This is a genomic window from Sporomusa aerivorans, from assembly GCF_041428895.1.
GTDB classification, from domain to species: Bacteria; Bacillota; Negativicutes; order Sporomusales; family Sporomusaceae; genus Sporomusa; species Sporomusa aerivorans.
This window is the reverse complement of sequence record NZ_CP156926.1, coordinates 3,386,924-3,411,928: the sequence shown is the minus strand read 5'-3', so window position 1 is coordinate 3,411,928 and position 25,005 is coordinate 3,386,924. Positions and strand designations below refer to the sequence as shown.

Annotated in this window: 26 protein-coding genes and 1 other RNA gene; 1 reads left to right on the top strand and 26 read right to left on the bottom strand. The window is 46.4% G+C overall.

The window, feature by feature from the left end:
• Positions 1-4 precede the first annotated feature (4 nt).
• From SATMO3_RS16200 to SATMO3_RS16105, 20 genes are all read right to left on the bottom strand, one after another.
• On the bottom strand, positions 5-1,072 hold the full coding sequence (locus tag SATMO3_RS16200; RefSeq protein ID WP_371370771.1) for an aminopeptidase P family protein: 1,068 nt from the start codon (positions 1,070-1,072) through the stop codon (positions 5-7).
• A gap of 506 nt (positions 1,073-1,578) precedes the next feature.
• A complete protein-coding gene (locus SATMO3_RS16195) occupies positions 1,579-3,249 on the bottom strand; it encodes a peptidoglycan D,D-transpeptidase FtsI family protein (protein WP_371370770.1) in 1,671 nt (556 codons plus the stop codon).
• 57 nt (positions 3,250-3,306) lie between these two features.
• A complete protein-coding gene (locus SATMO3_RS16190; RefSeq protein ID WP_371370769.1) occupies positions 3,307-3,531 on the bottom strand; it encodes a DUF4911 domain-containing protein in 225 nt (74 codons plus the stop codon).
• Positions 3,528-4,763: a U32 family peptidase gene (locus SATMO3_RS16185; protein WP_371370768.1), complete on the bottom strand. Its 1,236-nt coding sequence runs from the start codon at positions 4,761-4,763 to the stop codon at positions 3,528-3,530. The genes SATMO3_RS16190 and SATMO3_RS16185 overlap by 4 nt, the downstream gene beginning before the upstream one ends.
• Positions 4,760-5,374 (bottom strand): O-methyltransferase, encoded by a 615-nt coding sequence (locus tag SATMO3_RS16180; protein WP_371370767.1) that lies wholly within the window; start codon positions 5,372-5,374, stop codon positions 4,760-4,762. Before SATMO3_RS16180 ends, SATMO3_RS16185 begins: the two co-directional genes overlap by 4 nt.
• 1 nt (position 5,375) lies before the next feature.
• On the bottom strand, positions 5,376-6,389 hold the full coding sequence (gene mltG / locus SATMO3_RS16175) for an endolytic transglycosylase MltG (RefSeq protein WP_371370766.1): 1,014 nt from the start codon (positions 6,387-6,389) through the stop codon (positions 5,376-5,378).
• Between the two features lie 213 nt (positions 6,390-6,602).
• A complete protein-coding gene (locus SATMO3_RS16170; protein ID WP_371370765.1) occupies positions 6,603-6,944 on the bottom strand; it encodes a DUF1292 domain-containing protein in 342 nt (113 codons plus the stop codon).
• An 81-nt stretch (positions 6,945-7,025) separates the two neighbouring features.
• Positions 7,026-7,445 (bottom strand): Holliday junction resolvase RuvX, encoded by a 420-nt coding sequence (gene ruvX, locus SATMO3_RS16165; protein ID WP_371370764.1) that lies wholly within the window; start codon positions 7,443-7,445, stop codon positions 7,026-7,028.
• A 39-nt stretch (positions 7,446-7,484) separates the two neighbouring features.
• Complete coding sequence (locus SATMO3_RS16160; RefSeq protein WP_371370763.1) at positions 7,485-8,432, bottom strand: aldo/keto reductase; 948 nt, start codon at positions 8,430-8,432, stop codon at positions 7,485-7,487.
• Positions 8,433-8,690: an IreB family regulatory phosphoprotein gene (locus tag SATMO3_RS16155; RefSeq protein ID WP_371370762.1), complete on the bottom strand. Its 258-nt coding sequence runs from the start codon at positions 8,688-8,690 to the stop codon at positions 8,433-8,435.
• A 129-nt stretch (positions 8,691-8,819) separates the two neighbouring features.
• Complete coding sequence (gene alaS / locus SATMO3_RS16150; RefSeq protein WP_371370761.1) at positions 8,820-11,438, bottom strand: alanine--tRNA ligase; 2,619 nt, start codon at positions 11,436-11,438, stop codon at positions 8,820-8,822.
• Positions 11,439-11,533: 95 nt separating this feature from the next.
• A complete protein-coding gene (locus tag SATMO3_RS16145; protein WP_371370760.1) occupies positions 11,534-12,559 on the bottom strand; it encodes an AI-2E family transporter in 1,026 nt (341 codons plus the stop codon).
• 215 nt (positions 12,560-12,774) lie between these two features.
• Positions 12,775-12,975, bottom strand: coding sequence for a hypothetical protein (locus SATMO3_RS16140; protein WP_371370759.1), 201 nt, complete (start codon positions 12,973-12,975; stop codon positions 12,775-12,777).
• Between the two features lies 1 nt (position 12,976).
• Positions 12,977-13,174, bottom strand: a complete 198-nt coding sequence (locus SATMO3_RS16135; RefSeq protein ID WP_371370758.1) for a hypothetical protein — start codon at positions 13,172-13,174, stop codon at positions 12,977-12,979.
• Between the two features lie 13 nt (positions 13,175-13,187).
• Positions 13,188-13,700 (bottom strand): PRC-barrel domain-containing protein, encoded by a 513-nt coding sequence (locus SATMO3_RS16130; RefSeq protein ID WP_371370757.1) that lies wholly within the window; start codon positions 13,698-13,700, stop codon positions 13,188-13,190.
• Positions 13,701-13,918: 218 nt separating this feature from the next.
• Positions 13,919-15,013, bottom strand: a complete 1,095-nt coding sequence (mnmA, locus tag SATMO3_RS16125; protein ID WP_371370756.1) for a tRNA 2-thiouridine(34) synthase MnmA — start codon at positions 15,011-15,013, stop codon at positions 13,919-13,921.
• A 7-nt stretch (positions 15,014-15,020) separates the two neighbouring features.
• Positions 15,021-15,392: a Fe-S cluster assembly scaffold protein NifU gene (gene nifU / locus SATMO3_RS16120; RefSeq protein WP_371370755.1), complete on the bottom strand. Its 372-nt coding sequence runs from the start codon at positions 15,390-15,392 to the stop codon at positions 15,021-15,023.
• Between the two features lie 25 nt (positions 15,393-15,417).
• On the bottom strand, positions 15,418-16,629 hold the full coding sequence (gene nifS, locus SATMO3_RS16115; protein WP_371370754.1) for a cysteine desulfurase NifS: 1,212 nt from the start codon (positions 16,627-16,629) through the stop codon (positions 15,418-15,420).
• A gap of 1 nt (position 16,630) precedes the next feature.
• Complete coding sequence (locus SATMO3_RS16110) at positions 16,631-17,065, bottom strand: Rrf2 family transcriptional regulator (RefSeq protein ID WP_371370753.1); 435 nt, start codon at positions 17,063-17,065, stop codon at positions 16,631-16,633.
• Positions 17,066-17,194: 129 nt separating this feature from the next.
• Positions 17,195-18,517, bottom strand: coding sequence for a replication-associated recombination protein A (locus tag SATMO3_RS16105; protein ID WP_371370752.1), 1,323 nt, complete (start codon positions 18,515-18,517; stop codon positions 17,195-17,197).
• Between the two features lie 106 nt (positions 18,518-18,623).
• Here SATMO3_RS16105 and SATMO3_RS16100 point away from each other — a divergent pair, with 106 nt between their 5' ends.
• On the top strand, positions 18,624-18,818 hold the full coding sequence (locus tag SATMO3_RS16100; protein WP_371370751.1) for a hypothetical protein: 195 nt from the start codon (positions 18,624-18,626) through the stop codon (positions 18,816-18,818).
• 9 nt (positions 18,819-18,827) lie between these two features.
• Here the strand turns inward: SATMO3_RS16100 and SATMO3_RS16095 are convergent, their stop codons facing one another.
• From SATMO3_RS16095 to SATMO3_RS16070, 6 genes are all read right to left on the bottom strand, one after another.
• A complete protein-coding gene (locus SATMO3_RS16095; protein WP_371370750.1) occupies positions 18,828-19,448 on the bottom strand; it encodes an acetate uptake transporter in 621 nt (206 codons plus the stop codon).
• Positions 19,449-19,606: 158 nt separating this feature from the next.
• Positions 19,607-19,785, bottom strand: a non-coding RNA gene (ssrS, locus tag SATMO3_RS16090) — 6S RNA.
• Positions 19,786-19,875: 90 nt separating this feature from the next.
• On the bottom strand, positions 19,876-21,702 hold the full coding sequence (aspS, locus tag SATMO3_RS16085) for an aspartate--tRNA ligase (RefSeq protein WP_371370749.1): 1,827 nt from the start codon (positions 21,700-21,702) through the stop codon (positions 19,876-19,878).
• Positions 21,702-22,967 (bottom strand): histidine--tRNA ligase, encoded by a 1,266-nt coding sequence (hisS, locus tag SATMO3_RS16080; RefSeq protein ID WP_371370748.1) that lies wholly within the window; start codon positions 22,965-22,967, stop codon positions 21,702-21,704. Before hisS ends, aspS begins: the two co-directional genes overlap by 1 nt.
• 1 nt (position 22,968) lies before the next feature.
• Positions 22,969-24,561: a coproporphyrinogen dehydrogenase HemZ gene (hemZ, locus tag SATMO3_RS16075; protein WP_371370747.1), complete on the bottom strand. Its 1,593-nt coding sequence runs from the start codon at positions 24,559-24,561 to the stop codon at positions 22,969-22,971.
• On the bottom strand, positions 24,551-25,000 hold the full coding sequence (locus tag SATMO3_RS16070; RefSeq protein ID WP_371370746.1) for a Fur family transcriptional regulator: 450 nt from the start codon (positions 24,998-25,000) through the stop codon (positions 24,551-24,553). Before SATMO3_RS16070 ends, hemZ begins: the two co-directional genes overlap by 11 nt.
• Between the last annotated feature and the right edge of the window lie 5 nt (positions 25,001-25,005).

Here is a 25,005-nt window from a genome sequence, read left to right as displayed (position 1 = left end):
TCAATTAATCTAATTCTATTAAATCCTTGCTACTGGCGGTAAGAATACTGCAGCCAGTAGCAGAAATAACAACCAGGTCTTCAATCCGGACACCGCCCCAATCGGGAAGATAGATTCCCGGCTCCACCGAAACTACCATGCCTGGTTCCAAACTTATCTCGCCAGTTGGAGACAAGCGCGGTTCCTCATGAATAAAGAGTCCGACTCCGTGACCTAAGCCGTGGCCAAAGAATTCGCCATAGCCGGCATTTATAATTACCTGTCTGGCAACGCTATCCACCTCTTTGCCAGACTTGCCGGCCGCCACCGCGTGTATGCCGGCGAGCTGGGCCGATAACACAATATTATAGATTTCACGTTGCTTCGCAGATGCTTTTCCTACCACAACCGTGCGTGTCATGTCAGAATGATAGCCCTCATACACTGCCCCAAAATCCATAGTTATAAAATCTCCGGTTTCGATAACTTTGTTCGAAGCCCGCCCGTGTGGCAATGCACTTCTGATTCCAGAGGCTACGATAGTATCAAAAGCCGGTTTTTCAGCTCCGAGTTTGCGCATCTGGTATTCCAGCTCAAGGGCAATCGCCCACTCCGAGATTCCTGGCTTGATAATCTTGAGGGTTTGATTAAAGGCAAAATCGGCAATTTCTACGGCTGTGCCAAGTAAGTCAAGCTCTGAGCGATCTTTAATCATCCGCAAAGGATCAAGTCTAACAGGTGTAAGTTCTGCATTAGCAAGATTCTCAGTCAGGTTCTGATAAAAATCCCAGGTGACAAAATCACTTTCAAAGCCAATTCGTTGAAGCCCGGCTGCTTGAACTGTTTCCGCCAGTGTAGTAAAAATTGAAGACCCGTGACGAATTATCTGGTATTGCGGCGCCTGCTGCTTTGCTTGCTCAATATACCGGAAATCGGTAAGTAGCTTGGCAGATTGTCTGCCGAGCACGAGTATGCCGGAAGAGCCGGTAAAACCGCTAAAATAATGCCGGTTTTCCGGTTTAGTTACAATGATGCCGTCAAGGCGGTTGGCCGTCATAAGTTCATATAATCTTGCCATACGCTGTTCGATCATAACAATGCGCTCCTTCTTGCACGGGCTGCTGCCTAAGGCCGCCGCTACTGGCGCCAAAACCTGCTATTTCGCCCACGATAACAGGCGAAGCAATGCAAATGGCGACGAAACCGGTGGGCCTGATTAATGATAATTAATGCAGGCATAACGGTCTGTGCCTGCTGTTTCAATCATGATAGCTTTATACGATACTTCGAATCTGGGCGGCGCTGTTAGCACGGCGATGATATTCAAAGCAAGTTGCCGCAATTCAGGCTAGACCCTAATAACTGTAATTTACCAGTACATATATTGCCCCAAGTTGGCTGAAGAAACAATTATTTTATTGCAGAAAATGGCTCTGTATGTACCAGCTTTTACATTTTAGCATAATTTTTATATTTTGACTACAGAAAACATGACACTTTCTTTAGCCAAAAGAAAAGTAAAAACTATCTCCGGAGAAAGGCGACGGCGTTTGCCGATTTCATCGAATTCCGGGTACGCTGTCTTCTTTAGAGAACTGATTAATTTTTAAGGATTGAGGTTGCAATCTCCCGGAAAATCGGTGCGGCGACATTACTGCCGGACATGCCCTCTTCAACAAAAACCACGATAACGTATTTCGGATGCTCAAGCGGAGTAAAGCCGGCAAACCAGGCGTGGTTAATACCTTTACCTGTTGTGTTAATCCGGCCGGTTTCAGCCGAGCCTGTTTTGCCGGCTGACCCATATTCCTCCACGTACGCTGCCTGTCCGGTACCGTATTGGGTAACTGCCGTCATCATGGTGCGCAGTTTCTCGGCTGTTTGCCGTGACATAACCCGCGCCCCGGGGGCGGCCTGAAAACTCTTTACTGTTGAACCATCCGTGTTTGTAAGCTTATTTACAATATAAGGTTCCACTTTGACGCCGTCATTGACTATGGTGGCTACCGTTTGCGCTATTTGTACCGGCGTTGCTTCACAGAACCCCTGGCCAATTGCTAAGTTGGCCAAATCGCCAGGGTATAATTCATCAGCCTCCGGTACATTGCCTTCACTTTCTCCTGGAAAATCAAGTTTGGTACGGGAGCCATACCCCAGCTTCCGGGCCATTGCGACAAGCTTGTCGGCTCCTAGGTTTAAAGCAACCTGAATGAAAACCGGATTGCTTGAATGGGCCATGGCTTCAGTAATTGTCAGACGCCCTTTTGGACTTTGTTCATAATCCCATCCCTGAAAGCGGACATTGTTTACGTCGATATAACCCGGGTCAAAAAAAACATCATCCATTCGTATCGTTCTGTTTTCAAGTGCAGCGGCAGCTACCACCAGTTTGAACACCGAGCCAGGCTGGTAGGCCGAGATTGCCCGGTTTAAGAGCGGTGCGCTGCCTTGTGCCAGATACTGGCTGAGATTGTTGGCATTAAATGCCGGCCGGGAAGCCAGGGCCAGTATTTCACCAGTGGTAGGGCGCATAATTACTACGGCGCCCTTTACTATAGTACGGTCCATTACTTCTTCTGTTCTTTGCTGAATTTGTTTATCAATGGTCAGAACAACATTATTTTCCTGATTGGCGGCTGTTAGTCTCATCCGTTTATAGCCTAAACCAGGTATTAATGAATGACCGGCGTCCACGATGGCAGCTACATATTCAGGCTGGCTGCCGCGCAACAATTCGTCGTACATGCCTTCAATGCCGCTGACTCCTTTATTATCGGCAGCATTGATATACCCGACTACATGCGCAGCCAATGTTCCATAACCATAACGTACTTTCTCTGCAGCTGCAATGATACCTGGCAGTTGCAGATCATTCACCTGCTGCGCAACTGCACTATTGATGCCTCTGGCCAGCCGAAACGGATATTCACTGGCATGCAAGCGGCGTAAACCCACTTCAATTTGCTCAGTTGATAACGGCAGCAGGGGAATAAGCTTGTCTATGGCCTGGGAAGTCTTATTTCCGATTTGTCCTGGAAAAACAATAACACTATATTCCTGCGTTGTATTGGTCAGAGGTAGACGGTTGCGGTCTAAAATTTCACCTCTGGCGACTTCTACCGGCAGTTCTTGTACCCGTATACTTAGCCCTTCCAGCGCTAATTCCGGTCCATGAACAATTTGGAGATAAAATAGCCTCATTACTAATAAGCCCGCTATGACTAAAAAAAACAACACGAGCCGATAAATGCGTATTCTGGAATAAGCCATACTACCACCTTCTAAGACAAGTTAGACAGGTATAGTATGGCTTATTAACACAAAGAGTTATTCAATGCGGTCGATATACCGGACCGCTATGGGAAGATGCGCCAGTATTTCACGGACCTCTCCGGCAGTATCCGGTGTTGCCCGGATTACCAGCACTCCGGTTGATCTGTCCAGTGTGCTTACTACTCCCAGATATTCATACCCTTCCATAATTCGGTTAATGAAGTTAACATTTCGTGGTTCTACTTGGATGTAGATCGGATTGCCTGCCATGTTTCTCATGAGGAAGTCCGCCGTCTTTCGGGTCTGCGAAGCATTGCGTAAGGAGTTACCGGTTTGGACATGGGCATGGTTATGATCTGTTGCGGATGGGGGGCTACTTCAATAGGAGCGCCTTCGGCGTCATACATTTGCTCAATTTTTTGCATTATGTTTTCGGCACCTGGCTGCATAATCTCAATTTCCTCGCCAACTTTCATATTATTCCGTTGCTCGATAACCGCCAGTCCGGTTTGCGGATTATATTCCTTCACAAGGCCGATAAAATCATGACTTTGGATGTAGCTGGAAGATGTGTAAATCTGGTCTTGTTCTGTTGGTTTATTAAAGTAGAAACCGGTGGTGTACTCGCGATGCGACACTTTTTGGAGTTCATCCAGCCATATTTGCTTTACAGAGAAGTCGGCCGGAGCGCTTAGATAGCTGTCGATTGCCTCACGGTAGACTTTTACAACAGTTGCAACATAATGAACGCTTTTCATTCGACCCTCAATTTTAAAACTGTTTAGACCACTTTCTATTAGTGCAGGAATATAATTGATTAGACATAAGTCTTTGGAATTAAAGAAATATGTACCGCGTTCATCCTCCGCAACCGGAAAATAAACACCCGGACGGCTTTCCTCCACAACATGATATTTCCAGCGACAAGGCTGTGCACATTCGCCCCGGTTAGCATCCCGGCCGGTCAGGTAGTTGCTTATCAAACAGCGTCCGGAATACGACATGCACATAGCGCCATGTATAAAAGCCTCAAGCTCAATGGCAACCTTTTGTCTGATAAGCTTGATATCGGTAAGTGAGAGCTCGCGGGCAAGCACGACCCGGGATGCGCCAAGTTCCTGCCAGAATTGTACGGTTGACCAATTAGTGCTGTTAGCTTGCGTGCTAATATGGATGGGCAATGATGGCGCCACCTGCCTGGCAATTCTAAATACTCCCAGGTCAGAAACGATGATGGCGTCTGCGCCCATTGCCGCAATCGAATCGATATAATCAGGCAATGCAGATAGATCGTCGTTGTGAGGAAAAATATTGATGGTTATATATGCTTTTTTGCCGAGGCTATGAGCAAAATCAATACCCTGCTTCAGCTCATCTTCGGCGAAATTATCGCTAAAGGCTCGCAGACCAAAGGATTTCCCACCCATATATACGGCATCCGCACCATAAATCAGTGCCATTTTTAGTTTTTCAAGATTGCCCGCAGGAGCAAGTAACTCCGGTTTATTCATATATTCGTCTCTCCCTGGTAATGCGATACGGCTATACCATCGCCAATGTGATAAAGGGTTGTTTTAAAATGACCGTCGTTGGTAACAAAATCAAGGTAGGCTCTAAGTCGTTTAATTATCGTACGGTAACGTCTGGGGACAATGCTGCCGTAGTCCAGCACCCAGCCCCGAAAGAGTACATTATCAGCAACAATGACGGCGTCTGGAGACAGTTTGTCCATAATTTTATGCAAATAATCGAGATATTGTCCTTTGGCCGCATCAATAAACACAAAATCAAAACTACCGCTTACTTCAGGCAGTATCAGGCCTGCATCACCGGCTAGAATTGTGACTTGATCAGAAGCGCCTGCCTGCGTTAAATAGGTTCGGGCAAGTTCTATTCGTTCAAGATTTTGTTCTATTGTCGTTATTTGCCCACCTGGCGCCAGTGCGGCTGTTAATAAAAGTGTTGAATAGCCAATGGCTGTGCCGACCTCTAAGACGGAGGTTGGTTTAGCGGCTGCAGCCAGTGAATGTAAGAGCCGTCCGCCTTCACGGCTGATGATAGGTACATGATGAGCGGCAGCATAATCTTCCATCACAGCTAGCACAGTTTGAAACTTGTCCATGTTATATCTGCACCTGATTGATGGCAACCAGATGTTCTTCATAGGTCTTACTGAAATGGTGCCTGCCCTCTTTATCGGCGACAAAGTAGAGATAATCAGTTTGATCTGAGAATAATACTGCTTTGATGGCTGCACTGCCAGGGTTGGCAATAGGACCTGGCGGCAACCCCATTATTTGGTAAGTGTTATAAGGTGATGCTATCTGAGTGTCCTGAATACTGAGCTCTGCCTTGGGGTAACCAAGGATATACTGAATTGTGGCGCAGGATTGCAAAGGCATGGATTGTTTAACCCGATTTGAGAAAACACCGGCAATTAATGGCCGCTCTTCGCTCAGTTTAGCCTCTTTTTCTACCAAAGAGGCCATAATAACGACGTCGCGTAGGGAAAGGCCCAAATCAGCTGCTCGCTGTCTTAAGTCCGGGGTTAATTTAGCGTCAAACTGCTTTACCATCATTGTCAGGAGTTCTTCTTCGCTGCTGCCTTTGGCCAGCCGGTAAGTATCGGGAAAAATAAAGCCTTCTGCACTGTACTTTGTGTTAGGAGCAGCTGCCATATATGGATAGGGAGCAAATGTTTTTGCCAAAGTTTTAAACTTTTCCGGGTTGGCTAATTTTTTTTCTGCCAGCAGCTCGGCAATCTGATCCACGGTATATCCTTCGGGAATGGTAATTTGCTGATACGCAGTTTGCCCCTGGGTCATCATATGCAGAATTTGTTCTACCGGCATATTGGGACTGATGGAATATTCTCCTGCCTGCAGTGAATTTTCCAAACCTCTAAGCTTTGCGGCGATCCGGAAGATAAAAGCATTTTTAATTAGGTTACGCGTTTTAAGGTCTTCGGCAATGACTTTAGTCGGACTGCCTGGTTTAACCGTAATAAGCACCTGCTCTGCCGTGCCGCCTACCGGCTGCGCCAGAGTCCAGCCAAATACTGCCCCGAAACTAATTAAAACAGCTGCCAGAATACTTAATATAATTCGTTTGGTTGTTGATGTAATTAGCAATATCACACCCTACCCCCTTTCGTTTGAATCAAAGCTATTTTATTATAATATAAAATCCAGGGATAGACAAATAGCGGTAATGATATAGGTATTTCCTTTACCACGGAAAAAAAGAAGCCTGCACGGCTTCTTTTCTATACTGAAAGAAAGTGTTTCTTTTAGTATAAGGCAACATCGGCTTTACGCTTTCGCCAGAGGTTCGGCGCAAACCTGTTTTCCTTATTCTTCCTCGTCTTCAAAAACCATTTCTTCGTAAGCTTTGCGAACAGCTTCAAATTCTTCATCAGTGGGATCTACATAAATTTCTTCACCAGTTTCGTCAACATCGATCCGGGCAATAAATACATCAGTTTCATCGCCGCAGCCACAACCGCAGCTATCATCACCGCATTCGCAGCCTTCTTCTTCGACATCGATCGGTACCAGTATAGCGAATTGTTTTTCACCAACAGGAATGATCATATCTTCCCGGTAATAAAATTCGTTGCCTTCTTCATCAGTCATGACGACTACTGGTTCATCGTCAAAATCCATCATATCGTCTTTTTCATTATCAGCCATTTTTTCACCTCATTTTACTCATACGCAATGTAATTGTATCCTAGAAAGCATATCCTGTCAAGGAAACCGATGGAAGAGCTATTAACCGCGCGGTAAACTGTCAAGATAACCCTGCAGAATGAAGACAGCTGCCATTTTGTCAATCACCTGGCGCCGTTTGGTGCGGCTGACATCAGCTGCAATCAGCGATTTCTCGGCAGCTACTGTAGAGAGGCGTTCATCCCAAAATTTAATTTCAATATCCGGGAGGACTTGTCCCATAGCAACGGCAAATTCCTTTACAAGTTCACCCCGTGGTCCTATAGAACCATTCATATTTTTAGGCAAACCGACGACTATTATTTCCACTTGATACTGGGCAATTAGCTCCTCTAGCCTGGCGAAGTCACGGGATACGGTAGTACGTCTAATGACCTCAACCCCCTGGGCCGTCAGCTTCAGTTCATCGCAAACGGCAATACCAATGGTTTTGTCTCCCACGTCAAGTGCTAGTATACGCATATATCCTCCAAAATATTAGTAAAAATATGGATTTTTCTATTAAATGATTTTCAGACAAAATTCCGGGCAATAAGCGCCACAATAGCCGCATAAAACGCACTTGCTATAATCGGCGGCAGCCTTGCCATCAAAGATGCTTATGGCTCCCATCGGACAATGCCGGGCGCATTGTCCACAACCGACACACCAGTCTTCAACCAGCAACTGGCGTGGAACCGCAATTACCCTGTCAAATAGCTCACTGTCCGGAACCATACCGGAAAATAAAGTTGTATTCAGGTTGACTTCATCGATTGTCTTCATCCCGACCGCGACCGAGGCGATGCCCGGCTGATCCAATATCCACCCCAGAGCTTCTGACGCAATTGCGTTTAAATGACCGCCGCCCAATGCCTTCATGGCATAGATGCCTTTACCGCAATCCGCAGCAAACTGAATGGCAGCCAGCATTTCGCCGGCTGTACCGTCGGTAATGCCAATCCCTTTCATGTTGATGAGCGGGTGGATGACATCTACGTCGGCAACTAATGCGGCGGCCCGTACTACATCAATAGTATGGGTGGATACTCCTGTTGCTCGGATAATCCCCTGTTGTTTTGCATCAGCTAAATAAGCCAGTGCTTCGGCGTGACCTTTCAGAGTCATCCGGGAGGATTGTTCATGCATAAGAAATATATCAATATAATCACGGCCTACTTCCCGGCAGGCCGCTTCCACGCTGTCCCGCATTCCCTCATAGGTATAGGCGTAGGATTTGGACGCAATTATGACAGAATGTTTACACCCGCGGAGAGCTTCGCGAATATAGGTATATGTGCCATACAATTCAGCCGTATCAATAAAATTGACCCCTCTGTCAACCGCCGACCGAATAACGGTAGCACCTTCTGCTAATGGAAGGTTTGACTGCAAGGGGCCAATGGTAAGTCCACCAAAACATAGTCTTGATACGTTTAGGCCGGTTTGGCCAAGCGCATGATAATCCATTTACTTGCCTTTTAAATAGGCCCGTACTAGCTCTTCAATGATCTCGTCGCGTTCCAGCTTCCTTATCAGACCGCGGGCATTATTATAGCTGGTAATATACGTAGGATCACCTGATAAGAGGTACCCTACCAATTGGTTGATTGGATTATACCCTTTCTCTTTCAGCGATTGATAAACCGTGGTCAGGATTACTTCAGCGGCATTGGATTCATCATTATTAACTTTAAACATCATTGTTTCCTGGGATGTGTTGGTCATGAAGCCTCCTCCTCCCTAATATTATCTACAAACTATGAACATATATATTCTACCTGGCACTATATTTTTCCTGTTCAATTATTAAATTTTTACAGGCAGGCCTCCCCCAGGCCTGCCTGTAATAGGAGGTTACTGCAATTGGGACTTAATAATTTGCTCGGCAATTTGCAGTGCTTCTGAGAGTTTCTCCGGCTGTTTGCCGCCTGCCTGGGCCATATCGGGACGCCCGCCGCCGCCGCCGCCGGCAGCATTGGCTGTAGCTTTAATAATATTGCCGGCATGAATACCTTTCTTAACACAATCAGGCGTTGCCATAGCAATGAAATTCACTTTTTCTCCGTTTATGGCCCCCAGGACAACTACCCCGGACTGTAAGCGGTCCCGTAGCATGTCACCGGTAGCACGCAGATTTTCCATGTCGGGTGCGGCAACCTGACCAATTACTACCTGAACGCCATTCACTTCCTTTACACCGGTTAACAGGTCCTGAACCTCGTTTTTGGCAAGCTTGGTATGTAATGCGCTAATTTCCTTTTCCAACTCGCGAACTCTGCCATTGAGTCCGTCAATGCGCGCAACAATCTCTTCCGGTCGCGATTTCAGTGCAGCAGCGGCTTCTTTGACCAATTCGTTCTGAGCCTTGAGGTATTCATGGGCGCCATAGCCAGTAACGGCCTCAATCCGGCGCATGCCTGCGCCAATACCGGCTTCACTGACAATTTTGAACAGACCTATTTCAGCGGTGGCGCCAACATGAGTGCCGCCGCACAGTTCCCTGCTAAAGCCGTCTACAAGGACCACCCGTACTCTTTCACCATACTTCTCGCCAAATAGAGCCATAGCCCCCATTTCTTTGGCCAGATCCTGGGTGGTTTCAATAATGCCTACACTGGTATTATTGAGAATAACATCATTGACAATAGTTTCTACCTCGGCCAACTGTTCGGCAGTTACAGGTGCAAAATGCGTAAAGTCGAAGCGCAAACGGTTACTGTCAACAGAGGAGCCGGCCTGATTAACATGACTGCCCAGCACCTCTTTTAAAGCCGCATGCAGTAAATGGGTTGCCGTGTGATTGCGGGCAATATGCCGTCTTCTGGCAACATCGACCTCAAGTTTGACGGTATCGCCGGTTTTCAGCAGACCTTCGGCAATTTGACCAATTTGGTAGGTAGTGCCGTCCGGTAATTTGCGGGTATTGTTAATCGCCATTTTACCAAGCGAAGTGGCTACAAAGCCGGTATCGCCCACTTGACCGCCGCCTTCGGCATGAAAAGGTGTGCTGTCTAAGATAACGGCTACCTCATCACCGTCAAATGCCTCTTCAACAATTTTTCCTTCTTTAAGTATCAACACAATTTTGGCATTTGTGGCATCCGGATTATGGCAGAGCCCCTCTGTAACCAAGCCGGATAAGTCTGGGATTTCGATCTTTTCTTCACTTTCCTGGCGGGCAGACCGAGCCCGTTCACGTTGTTCGGCCATAGCCTGGTCAAAGCCGGCCTTATCAAGTGTCATATTATTTTCGCTTAAAATTTCCTCGGTCAGTTCCCAGGGAAAGCCGAAGGTATCGTAAAGTTTAAAAGCGGTTGCGCCGTCAAGCATACTTTGACCGGTTGGCGCCAGTTCCTGAACATGCTTGTTTAAGAGTTCCATTCCCTGTGCAAGCGTGGTATGAAAGCGTTCTTCCTCTAATTGAATAACTTTTTTGATGTACGATTTCTTCCCAGTAATATCCGGATAAGCCTGAGCAAAAATATTGGCCACTACATCGACAATATCGGTGAGAAACGGTTTCTCAATGCCCATTAAACGACCATGGCGGACAGCCCGGCGCAAAATTCTGCGCAAAACGTAGCCACGCCCTTCATTGGAAGGCAGCACCCCGTCACCGATCATTACCGTCATACTCCGGCCATGGTCGGCGATGACTTTAAGCGAAACATCGGTTCTTGCTGCCTTGCCGTAGGTAACACCGGCCACTTTGGCGGCATATTCAATGATGGGAAATAATAAATCGGTCTCAAAATTGGAGCGTTTACTTTGCAAGACCGATGCAATGCGTTCCAAACCGGCGCCGGTATCAATATTTTTCTTGGCCAACGGAGTGTAATTACCGGCTTCATCGCGATCAAACTGAGTGAATACCAGATTCCAGATTTCCAGATACCGGTCACAGTTACAGCCGACAGCACAATCCGGCTTGCCACAACCCCGTTCTTCACCTAAATCAATATGAATTTCCGAGCAGGGGCCGCAAGGTCCGGGTCCAATTTCCCAAAAGTTTTCTTCCATCCGGATAATCCGGTCAGCCGGGATTTTGATATCATCGTGCCAGATAGCAAAAGCCTCATCATCACCTGTATGGATAGTTATCCAAAGCTTGTCCTTGGGCAGTTCCAGGTATTCTGTAAGGAACTCCCAGGCCCAGGCGATAGCTTCTTTTTTAAAGTAGTCGCCAAAAGAAAAATTACCCAGCATTTCAAAAAAAGTATGATGTCGTGCAGTACGGCCAACATTTTCAATATCACCGGTACGGACACATTTTTGACTGGTGACAATACGCGGATGAGGCGGCTTCACTTTGCCGGTAAAAAAAGGTTTGAACGGAGCCATGCCAGCTCCGATAAGAAGCAGCGAAGGATCGTTTTCTGGAATCAGTGAGTAGCTGGACTGAATTAAATGGTCTTTACTCGCAAAAAAATCCAGAAACAGTTTTCTTAGTTCGTTTCCGGTCAGTTGTTTCAACGCAATCAGCTCCAATATGCTTAAAATTAATCCATTATACTGCTGGAATTATACTACAATTTAAGATTTAGTGTCAACATTTGGTCTGGTTGCGGCTATATCAATAATTTCAGACCGTGTTTAAAAATTACTTTTCCCACAGCGGCTGCAGGCACGCCCAGCAGCATACCGGCAATGCCAAATAATTCGCCGCCGGCGAATAAAAAGAATATTACCGTCAGGGGATGCAGTCCCACGCTTTCACCAAGAATTTTGGGACTGATAATGCTGCCCTCCAGCTGGTGAATGAAAAAAAATAATAAAGTAACCTTTAAGGCTAACAGCGACGACTCCAGGAGAGCCAGTGCGACGGCAGGAGCGGCGCCGATAAACGCCCCAAAGTACGGAACAATATCAAGTATACCGGCGGCAATGCCAATGAGTAATGCAAAGGGAACATGCAATAGGTATAATCCGGAACTTACCAGTACTCCTACTATAATTGCAACGGTAATTTGTCCGCGGATAACACCGCTTAATACTCTATCAATATCTTTTAGAGCTGAAAAAAATTCGTTTTGACAGTGACTGGGAACCAGTTTTCTTATAATATCTTTGATTTGATGCCAGTCATGTAGAAAGTAAAATGCAAGTATCGGCGTAATTGCCAAACCGATAAAATGGGTAATTAAACTCATAACACCTTGAGCGAGATTGCGAGTCAAATTCTGTCCTTCCTGCAAAAGCGAAGCAAGCGAATCATCTATCGCCATACGCATAGAGTATGGCAAAACGGAGTTTTGATAATGATTCTGAATAAGATAAAAAAAATCTTGGCCTTTTTCCAGAATATGCGGCAATTCACTGGAGAAACTCTCCAGATCCCTTACAAACAGTGGAATCAGCCGGCCTCCGCCGACAACAACAACAGTGAATAAAACAACATACAGCAGGATAATGGCCAGGGCTCGTGATAAGCCTTTATCTTCCAGGTAGCTGACAGCAGGGTTAAGCAGGTAGGCCAGGACAAAAGCAATCAGAAATGGATAGAGTCCGCTCCGCACCAGCCATAAGAAATATATAGCTGAAAAAAATAATAAAAAAATGAGAGTAAGCCGGAGATGCTTTCTGGTTATCTGCATATACTCCTCCTTGATCATAGAAAAAAACACTTACGACCTAGGTGCAAGCAAAGCCTGCCTGCAGTCATACTACTTTTTTCAGTGAGGATAAAGAGAACACGGCTTGCGCCGAGCCTTTGGCGAAAGCGGAAGCCGACGTTGCCCTTATCCAGGCGAAAGTTATACTTCTCTCAGGAAAAAAAAAGGAGACCGCACGGCCTCCCTATTGCCGGATGCTAATCCAGCTTTTTCATCAATCGCCGGCGCGCCCGGCGCGCATCCCGCATAAGATCCCGGGTGGTGTCGGCAACTGCGTCAGTACTACGTTCAATGAGCGGTTTTCTTTGTGGTTTGGCCATGGGACCTATGATGGCGCCGAGTGCTGTTCCTACAAGTCCACCAAAAAGCAACCCTTGCCAAAACTTGCTGCGCATCATATCACCCCTTTTGTACCTCTAAATTAACAGTACTTTGCATCAAATCAGGGTATAGAGTTAACGTGCCGTCAGCCTCCACATTGAAAATTTTCAGGTTTTGGTTCCGCACTACAAACTCTACACAACAATCCCAGCAATAGTACTGGTCGGCACCTACCTTACCAATCCCCCGCTGCCCGCAAACAGGACATGTCGTCATAGCAAAAACCACCTCACACCTTTTTTGATTCAGGTATAAGAAGATTGGTCATTGTATCTGGAACGATCAATTTATCCTGCCCAACAACTTGTGCTTGCGGAAGCGGCATTATTTTACGGCCATAGAGCAAATCAGTGATGAGTCCGTCAGAAACTTCGTAAGCTTTTATTTCGCCTGTAATATCATCATAAAGTGCATCCATCAGTATCCCCAAGCTTAAACCGGTATCTGTATAGATCTGCTTATCCATCAAAGTACCCAGATAGTGCACAGTTCCCTGCATCATCGCCGGTGTTAGTTCTCGTAAGGCGTATTCGGCTCTGAGCATGATAGCGTCCCTACCCACTCTAAAAACATCTTCAAACACAATTCCCTGGCTGTTAGCAAACCAATTTGCACCGGCGAGCATAATACCACGGACGGCAGCCTGTTCCAAGTCGACAATTACTTCTTGTACCTCGCCAATCTGCGCTCCGGTTCCGGTAATAAGCACCGGCAGGCCAAATAAGTCGCGTAATTTTTTCATAGTAGGCCCCCAAAACAGATTGTACTCTTAGTATGACCAAAATCCGGGTTATTTCATGCAACGGCTGCCCTATTATAAAATAAACTTATTTATCCGACGATTAACCCGCTTTAAGACTCCCGCCTGTAGAAGCGTGAGTCTTAGAGCGGGTTAAGTCCCTGGATAAGGGCGACTTAGCATCAGTTAGGGTTAAAACCCCACCTGATGCTAAGTCTACTTTATTTGATTACCTTGCTGATGATCCCTCCGCCGACAACAATATCACCATCGTAGAATACTACTGACTGACCAGGGGTGATCGCCCGCTGGGGATCAGTAAATTTAACATGTACTTGTCCATTATTCACTGGTGTTACAGTTGCTTGCGCCGGTTGGGCGCTATAGCGAATTTTGGCGGTCACAGCCAGCGGCTCATCCAACGAATCAATAGTGATAAAATTCAAATCCCCCGCTATAAGTTCGGATGCGAAAACATCCTCGTCTGCGCCGACTATAACCTGATTACGCTCAGCATCCAGCGCAACTACATACAGCGGCCGGCCGACGGCAAGACCGAGGCCTTTGCGTTGGCCTACTGTATAAAGTTGGACACCCTGATGTTTTCCCAATATTTTACCGGATACGTCAACAATGTTGCCTGGCTTAAGTGACGCCGGAATACGCTCTTTTAAAAAAGCCTTATAATCGTCATTGGGGACAAAACAGATTTCCTGACTGTCTGGTTTGTCCGCAACCGAGAGACCTAATTCCCGGGCCATTTTTCTGGTTTCTGTTTTGGCAAAACTGCCCAGCGGCATTAAAAAATGCCGCAGCGTATGTTGATTTAAATGATATAAGGCATAGGACTGATCTTTAGACGGATCTACGCCTTTGCGCAGAATATAACGATGACGGTCGGCGTCAAACATAATTTGCGCATAGTGACCTGTGGCCACATATTGCGCATCAAGGGCCAGCGCCTTAGCCAGCAGCCCTTCGAATTTGACATAGCGATTACAGGCAATACAGGGGTTAGGAGTTCGGCCTGCTGAATATTCGGCCATAAAATAATTAACCACTGTCTCCTGAAACATATCCCTGAAGTTTAATACATAGTACGGAATGCCAAGTTTATTGGCAACACGGCGCGCGTCATCCACAGCAGAAATTGAACAGCAGCCCCTGCTGTCAGGGTTATGATTATCTTGATCCTTCTCCCATATTTGCATTGTGGCACCAATTACATCATAGCCCTGATGAACAAGAAGGGCGGCAGTTAAAGAACTGTCCACCCCTCCGCTCATGGCTACAACCACTCGGGGTTTGTTAGCCATTAATAAATCACTTTCCTTTTTTGGCGATGTAGTCTTTTATTGCTTCATGCAGCGCGTCAGCTGCCAGGTTTGAACAGTGCATTTTCGCCGGTGGCAGACCACCTAGCGCTTCAGCCACAGCCTGATTGGAAATTTCCAACGCTTCGTCAAGTGTTTTTCCTTTCACCATTTCGGTAACCATGCTGCTGGTGGCAATGGCGGCTCCACAACCGAAAGTCTTAAATTTGACGTCGGTAATAATATCATTTTCTACTTGCAGATAAATCCGCATAATATCGCCACATTTGGCGTTACCTACTTCACCAACTCCATCGGCGTCTTTTATTTCGCCAACATTGCGCGGGTTGGAAAAATGGTCCATAACCTTTTCATTATACATAGTGATCCCTCTCCTCTACATTCAATTAGTGATGATGATGACAACTAGAGCAAGGATTAGAAGGCTTAAATTCTGCAGCACTGCCATATAAAGGCGACATACTGCGCAATCGTTCAACTATCTCAGGTACAATCTCCAGGAAATAATCAACATCTTCTTCGGTATTGCCCTTGCCGAGGGTGACTCTAAGAGAGCCGTGCGCTACTTCATGGGTTAACCCCATCGCCAAGAGTACGTGGGAAGGATCTAAAGAACCTGAAGTGCAGGCCGAACCGCTTGAGGCGGCAATGCCTTTCATGTCAAGGTTTAATAGGAGAGATTCCCCTTCAATGAACAAGAAACTAAAGTTAGCATTGCCAGGCATTCTTAATTCCGGATGGCCATTTAGCTTAACATGAGGAATCTTTTCCATTACACCGGCGATTAATTTGTCACGCAGACCTTTAACATAGGCTACTTTCTTGTCCATTTCCTGCTTGGCAATTTCTGCTGCTTTACCTAAGCCGACAATTCCCGGAACGTTCTCCGTGCCTGCCCGCATATTGCGTTCATGGCCGCCGCCATGCTGAATTTCCTCAATTCTAACTCCACGCCGGATGTAAAGAGCGCCAACGCCTTTACTGGCATGAAATTTGTGGCCTGACATAGTCAGTAAATCTATATTTAGCTCTTTTACATCAATGGGATAATTGCCGGCAGCCTGGACAGCATCGGTATGGAAATAGATCCCCTTTTCCCGGGCGATTTGTCCAATTTCTTTAATCGGTTGGATTGTTCCAACTTCATTATTGGCAAACATCGCACTGATAAGTATTGTTTTGTCGGTGATTGCGTTCTTCAAATCCTCGATACGTATCATGGCATTTTCGTCTACCGGCAGATAAGTAACAGTAAAACCTTGTTTTTCAAGGTATTCGCACGTATGAAAAATTGCATGATGTTCAATACCGGTAGTGATTATATGATTGCCTTTTTTACGGTTGGCATAAGCTACCCCTTTGATAGCCAGGTTATCTCCTTCGGTACCGCCGCTGGTAAAGAAAATTTCATTAGGATTGGCGTTAATCAGGGCAGCAACCTTTTCCCGGGCTTCCTCCATCGCTTTGCGCGCCTCACGGCCAAAGGCATGAACACTGGATGCATTGCCGAATTTGTCGGTCATATATTCCAGCATCAGTTCGGCAACTTCCCGGTCAACGGGGGTAGTAGCCGAATGGTCAAAATAAATACGTTTCACGCTACTCATCTCCTTGTCGCTTCTCTTCCTTGCACAAATCGTCAAGCGTAATGGAATCCAACACAGACGTAATACTGTCCCTTACCTTCGCCCATACACCACGGGTAACACATATGTTAACCCGTTCACAGAAGGTTCTGCTTGCGTCATCTGCCAACAGGCAGTCGACCGGGGCAATAGGACCTTCCATAATCCGGATAATATCACCCACCGAAATTTGTGACGGTTCCTTGGTCAAGGCATAGCCGCCTTGGGCGCCCCGCACGCTCTTAACGTAACCGGCTTTTCTTAGTGTACCCATTAACTGTTCCAAATAATGTTCAGATATTCCCTGACGCTGTGCTACACTTTTCAGTGAAATGGCTCCTTGTCCATAATGCATTGCTAAATCATACATAGCAGCCACGCCATAACGGCCTTTTGTTGACAGTTTCACAGCAACCTCTCCCACTCCAGCTTTTCCGAGTATTATGATAGGTTTTCTTGTTTTAAATATAGCAAAATTATGGACGGTTGTCAAAGGAGAAGATAATAATTATTTTTAGTATTTCTTGTCCCGCTTACCTTATTCGTTACCCTTTTTTAACTGCCTGAGCCTTTCAGCAAACTTTGCCTCGTGACCGTAAGCGGTAGGCTGATAATAGGTTCTGTCACTTATCCTGTCAGGCAGGTACTGCTGTTTTACATAGCCTCCCGCGTAATTATGGGGATAAAGATAACCGCTGCCGCTGCCAAGCTTACTGGCTCCAGGATAATGAGAATCCCGGAGGTGCTGTGGCACACCGCCGCAATCTATACGGCGAACATCTTCAATAGCCTGATCTATGGCCGTATACGCGGCATTACTTTTCGGGGCGCAGGCAAGATAGGTTACAGCCTGCGCAAGCGGTATTCTGCCTTCCGGCATGCCAATAAACTGAACAGCCTGGGCCGCTGCCATGGCAACTACAAGCGCCTGAGGATCAGCGTTGCCAATGTCCTCGGCGGCACATATAACAAGCCTTCTGGCAATAAACTTCACATCCTCGCCGGCTTCCAGCATTCTCGCCAGGTAATGTAAGGCGCCATCAGGGTCTGAGCCCCGCATGCTTTTGATGAAGGCGGAAACAACATCGTAGTGGTTGTCCCCTTTTTTGTCATAGGCTTGTAATTTTTCACCCGCCACGGTTTCAATAATTTCCGCAGTAATAGCATTGGCGTTTTCAGGGGTAAGCATAGCTGCTGCCTGTTCCAAAATATTTAGCGCTGTTCGGGCATCGCCGCCGGCAATGGCGGCGATTTTTTGGAGAACCTGCTGATCGCACAAGATACCTTCCTGTCCAAGTCCCCGTTCGCTGTCAGACAATGCTTGCTGAATGATTCGGATTATACCTTGTTCGTCGAGCCGTTTTAAACGTATAACCCGCATACGGGATAATAGCGGCGAATTGACTTCGAAGTAAGGATTCTCGGTTGTGGCGCCGACTAAAATAACAGTGCCATTCTCTACATATGGCAGCAGGACATCCTGCTGTCCTTTATTAAATCTATGAATTTCATCAACAAATAAAATGGTGCGGCGATGATGAAGCCGCAGCCGCTCTTTGGCACTTTCCACAACTTTGCGCAGATCGGCTGTGCCGGCAGCTACGGCATTGAGTTTTTCAAACTGACTCCCTGTCGTTTGAGCAATTATATGCGCCAGCGTTGTTTTTCCTGTTCCCGGCGGACCATAAAGAATCATGGAAGGTATATTGTCGGCTTCAATCATCCGCTTGAGGAAAGTACCCTGACCAATAATTTCTTCCTGCCCGATATATTCTGCCAGTGTTCTGGGACGCATTCTCACTGCAAGCGGCCGCCCGTCCTTTGGCTTGGGATCAAATAAATTCTGGGAAAATAAATCCATGCGAAAAGGTCACTCCAATCAAGGCAAAGTCTTATTTATATTATAATTTAATATTTTGTAAAATTTCATTACACAGGCTGTTGGAACAGGATCAGGCAAAGCTGTCTTGCTCGAAAAATTTCATTTGGATTACTATAGATACTATTCTGGTAAAGAAGCCAAAATCCTTGGCCAGCAAAAAAATATGCAGAGAATACGCCTGGCGATGAAGTCTAAGGCTGCTGCTGCGCTTATTCAGCAGAAAATTTTTCTGCCTGCCATAAAAAAAGAACCACTCCCTTATGGGGATAGTGGTTCTTGAATTTACTGGTTATGCACGTTTTAAGATACCGAGCGGTTTGCCAATTGGTAATACAACCCGACCGGCGAATTTGTTAAGAAAAATAGCGCCACTGGCATAGAAACCAAGGATACTGGTTCCCAATTCAGACCAGGCAGCAATTCCGTGGGCCCAGTGAAATCCCCAGGAATCGAGAGCAAGGCAAATGAGCAGCACATCAATTAATACCATAATACCGATAAATACTTTGTTTGTATCAAGAGAAGCTACTGTGGCGAATACGGAAAAAATGAAATAACCAAAGAACGCAAAACCAAGCTGTTTGACATCGGCTTGGGCGGCGAGTGTGGCGCCGAAAACGCCGCCTTTGATCATCCAGGCCATAGCTACACTAAACCAGAAGAGCCCAAATGCACCAAGAACGGTTGCACCGAAGAGATTGTTGTGTTTAAAATCCCAATAAGAAGCAACAAATTGAGCGCTTGCACCCAGGAAAAAAGCCCAGGGAATAAGAAATGCGGTGCCGGATGTCCAGCCCAGTTTTTGGGATGCCGCGACCAGTGTTACCATGGCCAGACCGAAGACGCCTAGTGGTGTAGGATCAGCTATGACCTCAGAAATTTTTTGTACTTGACCAGATGTGTTGCTCATGATTTCCCCCTATTTATTAAGATGTAAGACAAAGATACCATAAACAGAATAAAAGGTCAATTATTGTCGAATTGTTGCAAGAAAAATATTTTGAAAAATAAAATATCCATCACTCTTTTTGCAAGAGTGATGGATATAATTCTGCCTCAAAAACGCACTCAATCCCCACTATGCCGTATTGCCTGTGTTTTGAACCTGCCCTCAGCAGGTGGGTGCTCGCCTGATTATCTTATGTGTCCCCCAGAATACAGGGCATACATGCCATAATCAGAGCTTAGCTCCCTAAGTTAATGTGTTGGCTCAAAACATAGACATTACACGCACACAGCAGGGTTGAGCGGAGTTCTTTAGTTCGCTTTTATATTATCAAATAAATCAAACAATTGCAAGAGCTTTAGCGACGGAATATTTTACCATCCGTCATGCTTTACTTTTTGCTTACAACTTCTGACCGAATATACAACTCTTTAAGCTGACGCAAGCCCACTTCCGACGGTGCTTGCATCATCATGTCCGAGGCGCTTTGGGTTTTGGGGAAGGCAATTACGTCTCTTATGGAAGCACGTTTGGCCATCAACATAACTAAGCGATCCAAGCCAAAAGCAATACCGCCATGCGGGGGAGTACCATATTCAAAGGCTTCCAGCAAGTAGCCGAACTTATCCTGCGCTTCTTCCTGCGTCAGGCCGATGGCCGTAAATACCTTTTCCTGCAGGCTGCGGTTGTAAATCCGGATGCTGCCGCCGCCTAACTCTATACCGTTCAGCACCATATCATATGCTTTGGCTTTAATTTTTCCAGGTTCGCTGCCAAGATACTTAATATCCTCATCGCGGGGAGAAGTAAACGGATGGTGCATGGCAACCCAGCGCTTATCTTCTTCATCATATTCAAACATGGGGAAATCAACTACCCATAAGAAAGATAGCTTGTCCGGGTCAATAAGATTTAAACGCCGCGCCATTTCAATCCGGAGCGCACCCAAAGCGGTAGCAACTACTTTTGGCTTGTCGGCAACAAATAATAACAAATCGCCGGTCTCAGCCTGAGCTGCGGCTGTCATTTTATTAACGGTTTCTTCACTAAAGAATTTGGTTATCGGCGATTTAAGCCCTTCCTCAGTATAAGATATCCACGCCAGGCCTTTGGCGCCATAGCCGGCAACATAATCAACAAGACCGTCAAGCTCACGGCGGGGAGCGTTGGCATAGCCTTTAACATTGATGATTTTTACCTGGCCGCCATTGGCCAGGACGGTATCAAATACTTTGAAGCCGGAGTTTCTAAATACCTCGGACAGATCAATTAATTCCATACCAAAACGAAGGTCAGGCTTATCAGAACCATAGCGAGCCATGGCTTCCTCATAAGTCAAACGTTTAAACGGTGTAGGTACTTCCGCGCCGGTACCCTCTTTAAAGATATGGGCAATCATTTGTTCCATCAGCGGCAGTATATCGTCCCGTTCGATAAATGACATCTCCAGGTCAAGCTGAGTAAATTCCGGCTGGCGGTCAGCCCTTAGATCTTCGTCCCGGAAGCAGCGGGCGATCTGAAAATACCGCTCCATACCGGCTACCATCAACAGCTGTTTATATATCTGCGGGGATTGCGGCAAAGCATAAAATTTGCCTGGATTTACCCGGCTGGGAACAAGGTAGTCTCTGGCTCCCTCAGGTGAACTTTTGGTAAGTATCGGTGTTTCCACTTCGACAAAGCAGTGTTTATCGAGAAAATCGCGCATGGATTTTGTTACCCGGTGCCTTAGAAGCAGGTCTTTTTGCATTTCAGGGCGACGTAAATCAAGGTAGCGATGCCTTAGCCGCAACAGTTCGTCGACGTCAATATCATCCTGAATGTAGAAAGGCGGTGTTTTGGCGGTATTTAAGATTCGTAACTCGTTGCCATAGACCTCGATTTTGCCGGTGTCCATATTGGGGTTAATCGTGGCTTCAGAACGAACCTTGACAACTCCGCGTACTGCCAGCACATACTCGTTACGAACCATTTCGGCTTTAGTAAACGCCTCTTTATTAACATCCGGCGAAAATACAACCTGTACAATACCGGAACGGTCGCGCAAGTCGACAAAAATTAAGCCGCCATGATCGCGGCGACGGGAGACCCAGCCGCACAATGTAACTTCCCTTCCGGTATGATCCTGATTCAAATCATTACAGGCATGGGAGCGCTTTACCCCCTGCATGGTGTCTACTGTAATAATTGTTTCGCTTGTTGTTTCTATTTGTGACATTACTTCTCCATCCCCTCTGTAATCATGTGAATCAAGCTAGTCTTATCAATTAACTCCTGGTTGCCTGTCTCCATATTTTTCAGCATAACTTTATTTTGTCTGAGTTCGTCTTCACCAATGAGTACCACAAATCTGGCAGGGTATTTATTGGCATATTTCATCTGTGCTTTCAAACTGCGGTTCATGAAATCCATATCGGCGGTAAAGCCTGCTTTGCGAAGTTCTGTTACTATTTCAAAAGCTTTGGCTTGCGTCGCTTCCGCCAACGGTGCAATAAACGCATCGATGCTATTGGTTAATACCGGCAATAAAGCCTGTTTTTCCAAAGCAAGCAGCACCCGTTCAATACCAACGGCAAAACCAATCCCCGGAGTCGGCTGACCGCCGCATTCCGCGACCAGACCGTCATAGCGGCCGCCGCCACATACGGCGCTTTGCGCGCCTAAAGGTGCATACTGGATTTCGAAAGCTGTTTTTGTATAATAATCCAGGCCGCGTACTAAGCGGGGATTAAGTTCAAAGTTGATGCCTGCCGCGGTTAACAGGTCCTTTAAACCGGAAAAATGGCTGTTGCACTCATCACATAAGCATTCTGCCATGTGGGGAGCGCCTTGTGAATGTTCAGCACAGTTTTCATTTTTGCAGTCTAAAATACGCATAGGGTTGCGGTCATACCTGGACTGGCAATCCGGACACAAATGAGGCAGCTTTTCACGGAAAAAATCCTGTAATTTGGTCCTGTAGACCGGGCGACATTCAGGGCAGCCTACCGAGTTGATTAGCAGTCTGAGATCGCTCAAGCCCAGTCGGTTTAGAAAATCCACTGCCAGGCTGATTATTTCAGCGTCAATAGCCGGACCTTTGGCTCCCAACGCTTCTATGCCAAATTGGTGAAACTGACGATAGCGTCCGGCCTGCGGTCGGTCATAGCGAAACATGGGCCCGATATAAAACAGTTTAACCGGTTGCGGGCCGGCATACAGCTTGTGCTCTAAATACGATCGGACCACTGCAGCCGTGTTCTCAGGCCTTAAGGTGATACTGCGCTTACCTCTGTCGTTAAAGGTATACATTTCTTTTTCAACAATATCAGTTGTTTCACCGATACCACGTAAAAAAAGTTCAGTATGCTCAAAAACCGGCGTACGAATCTCCTGATAGGCAAAGTTTCGACAAACCTGTCGAATGACTTGTTCAACATACTGCCAGTAGCCACTGCTGTCAGGCAATATGTCTCTTGTTCCCCTTGGTCCGGTGGTTAGCATGTTAATCCTCCTCACTGTCGCCATACAATCGTGAAAGCAGAGTATTTCTCTCACTCAAGTAAATCTCAAGGTTTTTGATATAGGTTGCAACATCTTTGGCGTTGTAACAACTCTGCAGCCGCCAGTTGTTACTATTTACCGCCTTTGTTCCTGCAGCCGGGCCGATACCGATGATGGTCTGCCGTTCTTCCATAATTTGAATATTATAAAGACAATCTGTTCCCGGCAGCGCATAGCCGACATTTTCAAGATTTCCGGTCATATATTTTTGCCGGTAGAGGTAATAAGGCTGCATGCCCATACGGGTGGTATAGTCAGCGGCAACAGTAAGCATTTCCTGGGTTGTGGTCTCATCAGGCAAAGCCTGGCCGGCAATCAAACCGGCATCAAGCGAATCTTTTAATTGCGATCCCCGCTTTATCGCCAAGGTATGCACCGTGATATTTTCCGGCTTTAGGGCCGCAAGCTGACGCATGGTGTCTTCCATATCCGCGACCGTTTCGCCCGGAAGACCGGCTATTACATCCATGTTTACTACGGGAATGGCTGCCTGGCGGATTTTCCCGAATGTGTCTATTATATCCTGAACAGTATGCCGCCGTCCAATTTGTTTTAACGATTTATCCTGCATAGATTGCGGATTAATACTAACTCTGTTAATTTTATGCTGACGTAACACAGCTATTTTTTCGTCACTGATACTGTCCGGCCGTCCTGCTTCTACAGTCAGTTCTTGGGTTTGAGCTCCCCAAAACAAACTTTTTACTAATTGAAGCAGCTTGGATAAATCATCGGCAGACAGACTGGTCGGAGTGCCGCCGCCAACATAAATGCTTTCGACCGCTAAATTATATTGGGCAACGAGTTGGGCGGCGCTTTCTATATCTTTAGTAATTGCCCGTAAAAAAGCATCAAGCTGTTCCCTCCGCTCAGGCACCACATTGGCCGGAAATGAGCAGTACAAACATCTCGATGGACAATAAGGGACTCCGATATAAACACTAACCTTCCTGCTTTGTGGCGGATTATCCCGACAGGCAATAATGGGCCGCTGATGAACTGCAATATCTGCTATAAGTTTGGCTTTTGACGGTTCCAGAGCGTAGTCGGCTCTCAGCTTTTCCGGAATTTCCGACTGATGACAGCCAAGATCCAGAAGCCGGTGAACAATTTTAGTCGGCCGGACACCGCGGAGAATTCCCCAGGGACCGGGATTGCTGCCGGTAATCTTTCGCATAAGAGTGAGAATAATAAGCCGTGCCAGCCTGCGGCAGAGCCCAGGTATATCTTCGCCTTCATTATTTCTGGCATTGCCAGGTGATAGCCGCCGCGATTCACGGTTCGTAACCGCTGCTGTCAAATCACCGTTTAGCTTATGATAATGTATGGTTATATCAACAGTAACTTCGTTGCTGTCATACCGGGACGCAGTTGTAACCAATATGCAGTTTTCTTTTAGTTCGCTTAAGCGGGCCGCAGCCGGCCAAAGGCCGGCATAGCCAACCTTAAACAGCGCCATGGTATCGCGGACAGCCCCAAGAACATCCAGGCAGTCCGCATCCCCGGCAACATAAAAGAACTCCTCAATCCTCACGTTGTTTACGGCACTCCTGACAATATCCATAAAACTTGACTTGATGATCGACAATTGTAAAATTGCTTTTCTTGGCTATTACATTTTCCAGTTCTTCCAGGAGATCATCCTCAAACTCTCTTACCTCTCCGCAGGACAGGCAGATGAGATGATGATGATGGTGAGGCGTGCTGGTTTCATTAATTTCATAGCGACTGCGGCCATCGCCAAAATCCATTTTTTGCAGAACATCAAGATCACTTAATAATTCCAGCGTGCGGTACACGGTTGCCAGACCAATATCGTTCGACTGCTGGCGTACAATATTGTGAACATCTTCAGCACTTAAATGTTTGTCACGGTTATCCAAAAAAACCTGTAAGATGATCTGGCGTTGCGGTGTAAGCTTATACTCCCGTTCACGAAATTTTTGGCGCAAGTTGGTTAAATCAATAGTCATTATTA

Coding starts and splice junctions, on each gene's coding strand:
- SATMO3_RS16140 (WP_371370759.1), bottom strand. CDS start 12,975: ATGATGCGCAGCAAGTTTTGGCAAGGGTTGCTTTTTGGTGGACTTGTA.
- SATMO3_RS16155 (WP_371370762.1), bottom strand. CDS start 8,690: ATGACCAACACATCCCAGGAAACAATGATGTTTAAAGTTAATAATGAT.
- ruvX (WP_371370764.1), bottom strand. CDS start 7,445: ATGCGTATACTAGCACTTGACGTGGGAGACAAAACCATTGGTATTGCC.
- hisS (WP_371370748.1), bottom strand. CDS start 22,967: ATGCTAACCACCGGACCAAGGGGAACAAGAGACATATTGCCTGACAGC.
- aspS (WP_371370749.1), bottom strand. CDS start 21,702: ATGTCACAAATAGAAACAACAAGCGAAACAATTATTACAGTAGACACC.
- SATMO3_RS16160 (WP_371370763.1), bottom strand. CDS start 8,432: ATGGATTATCATGCGCTTGGCCAAACCGGCCTAAACGTATCAAGACTA.
- nifU (WP_371370755.1), bottom strand. CDS start 15,392: ATGTATAATGAAAAGGTTATGGACCATTTTTCCAACCCGCGCAATGTT.
- SATMO3_RS16185 (WP_371370768.1), bottom strand. CDS start 4,763: ATGAATAAACCGGAGTTACTTGCTCCTGCGGGCAATCTTGAAAAACTA.
- mnmA (WP_371370756.1), bottom strand. CDS start 15,013: ATGGCTAACAAACCCCGAGTGGTTGTAGCCATGAGCGGAGGGGTGGAC.
- SATMO3_RS16170 (WP_371370765.1), bottom strand. CDS start 6,944: ATGGCTGATAATGAAAAAGACGATATGATGGATTTTGACGATGAACCA.
- SATMO3_RS16070 (WP_371370746.1), bottom strand. CDS start 25,000: ATGACTATTGATTTAACCAACTTGCGCCAAAAATTTCGTGAACGGGAG.
- SATMO3_RS16130 (WP_371370757.1), bottom strand. CDS start 13,700: ATGAAAAAATTACGCGACTTATTTGGCCTGCCGGTGCTTATTACCGGA.
- SATMO3_RS16190 (WP_371370769.1), bottom strand. CDS start 3,531: ATGAGAAACATGGCAGGCAATCCGATCTACATCCAAGTAGAACCACGA.
- SATMO3_RS16145 (WP_371370760.1), bottom strand. CDS start 12,559: ATGCAGATAACCAGAAAGCATCTCCGGCTTACTCTCATTTTTTTATTA.
- SATMO3_RS16135 (WP_371370758.1), bottom strand. CDS start 13,174: ATGACGACATGTCCTGTTTGCGGGCAGCGGGGGATTGGTAAGGTAGGT.
- SATMO3_RS16180 (WP_371370767.1), bottom strand. CDS start 5,374: ATGGACAAGTTTCAAACTGTGCTAGCTGTGATGGAAGATTATGCTGCC.
- SATMO3_RS16200 (WP_371370771.1), bottom strand. CDS start 1,072: ATGATCGAACAGCGTATGGCAAGATTATATGAACTTATGACGGCCAAC.
- SATMO3_RS16095 (WP_371370750.1), bottom strand. CDS start 19,448: ATGAGCAACACATCTGGTCAAGTACAAAAAATTTCTGAGGTCATAGCT.
- SATMO3_RS16195 (WP_371370770.1), bottom strand. CDS start 3,249: ATGGCTTATTCCAGAATACGCATTTATCGGCTCGTGTTGTTTTTTTTA.
- SATMO3_RS16105 (WP_371370752.1), bottom strand. CDS start 18,517: ATGGATTTATTTTCCCAGAATTTATTTGATCCCAAGCCAAAGGACGGG.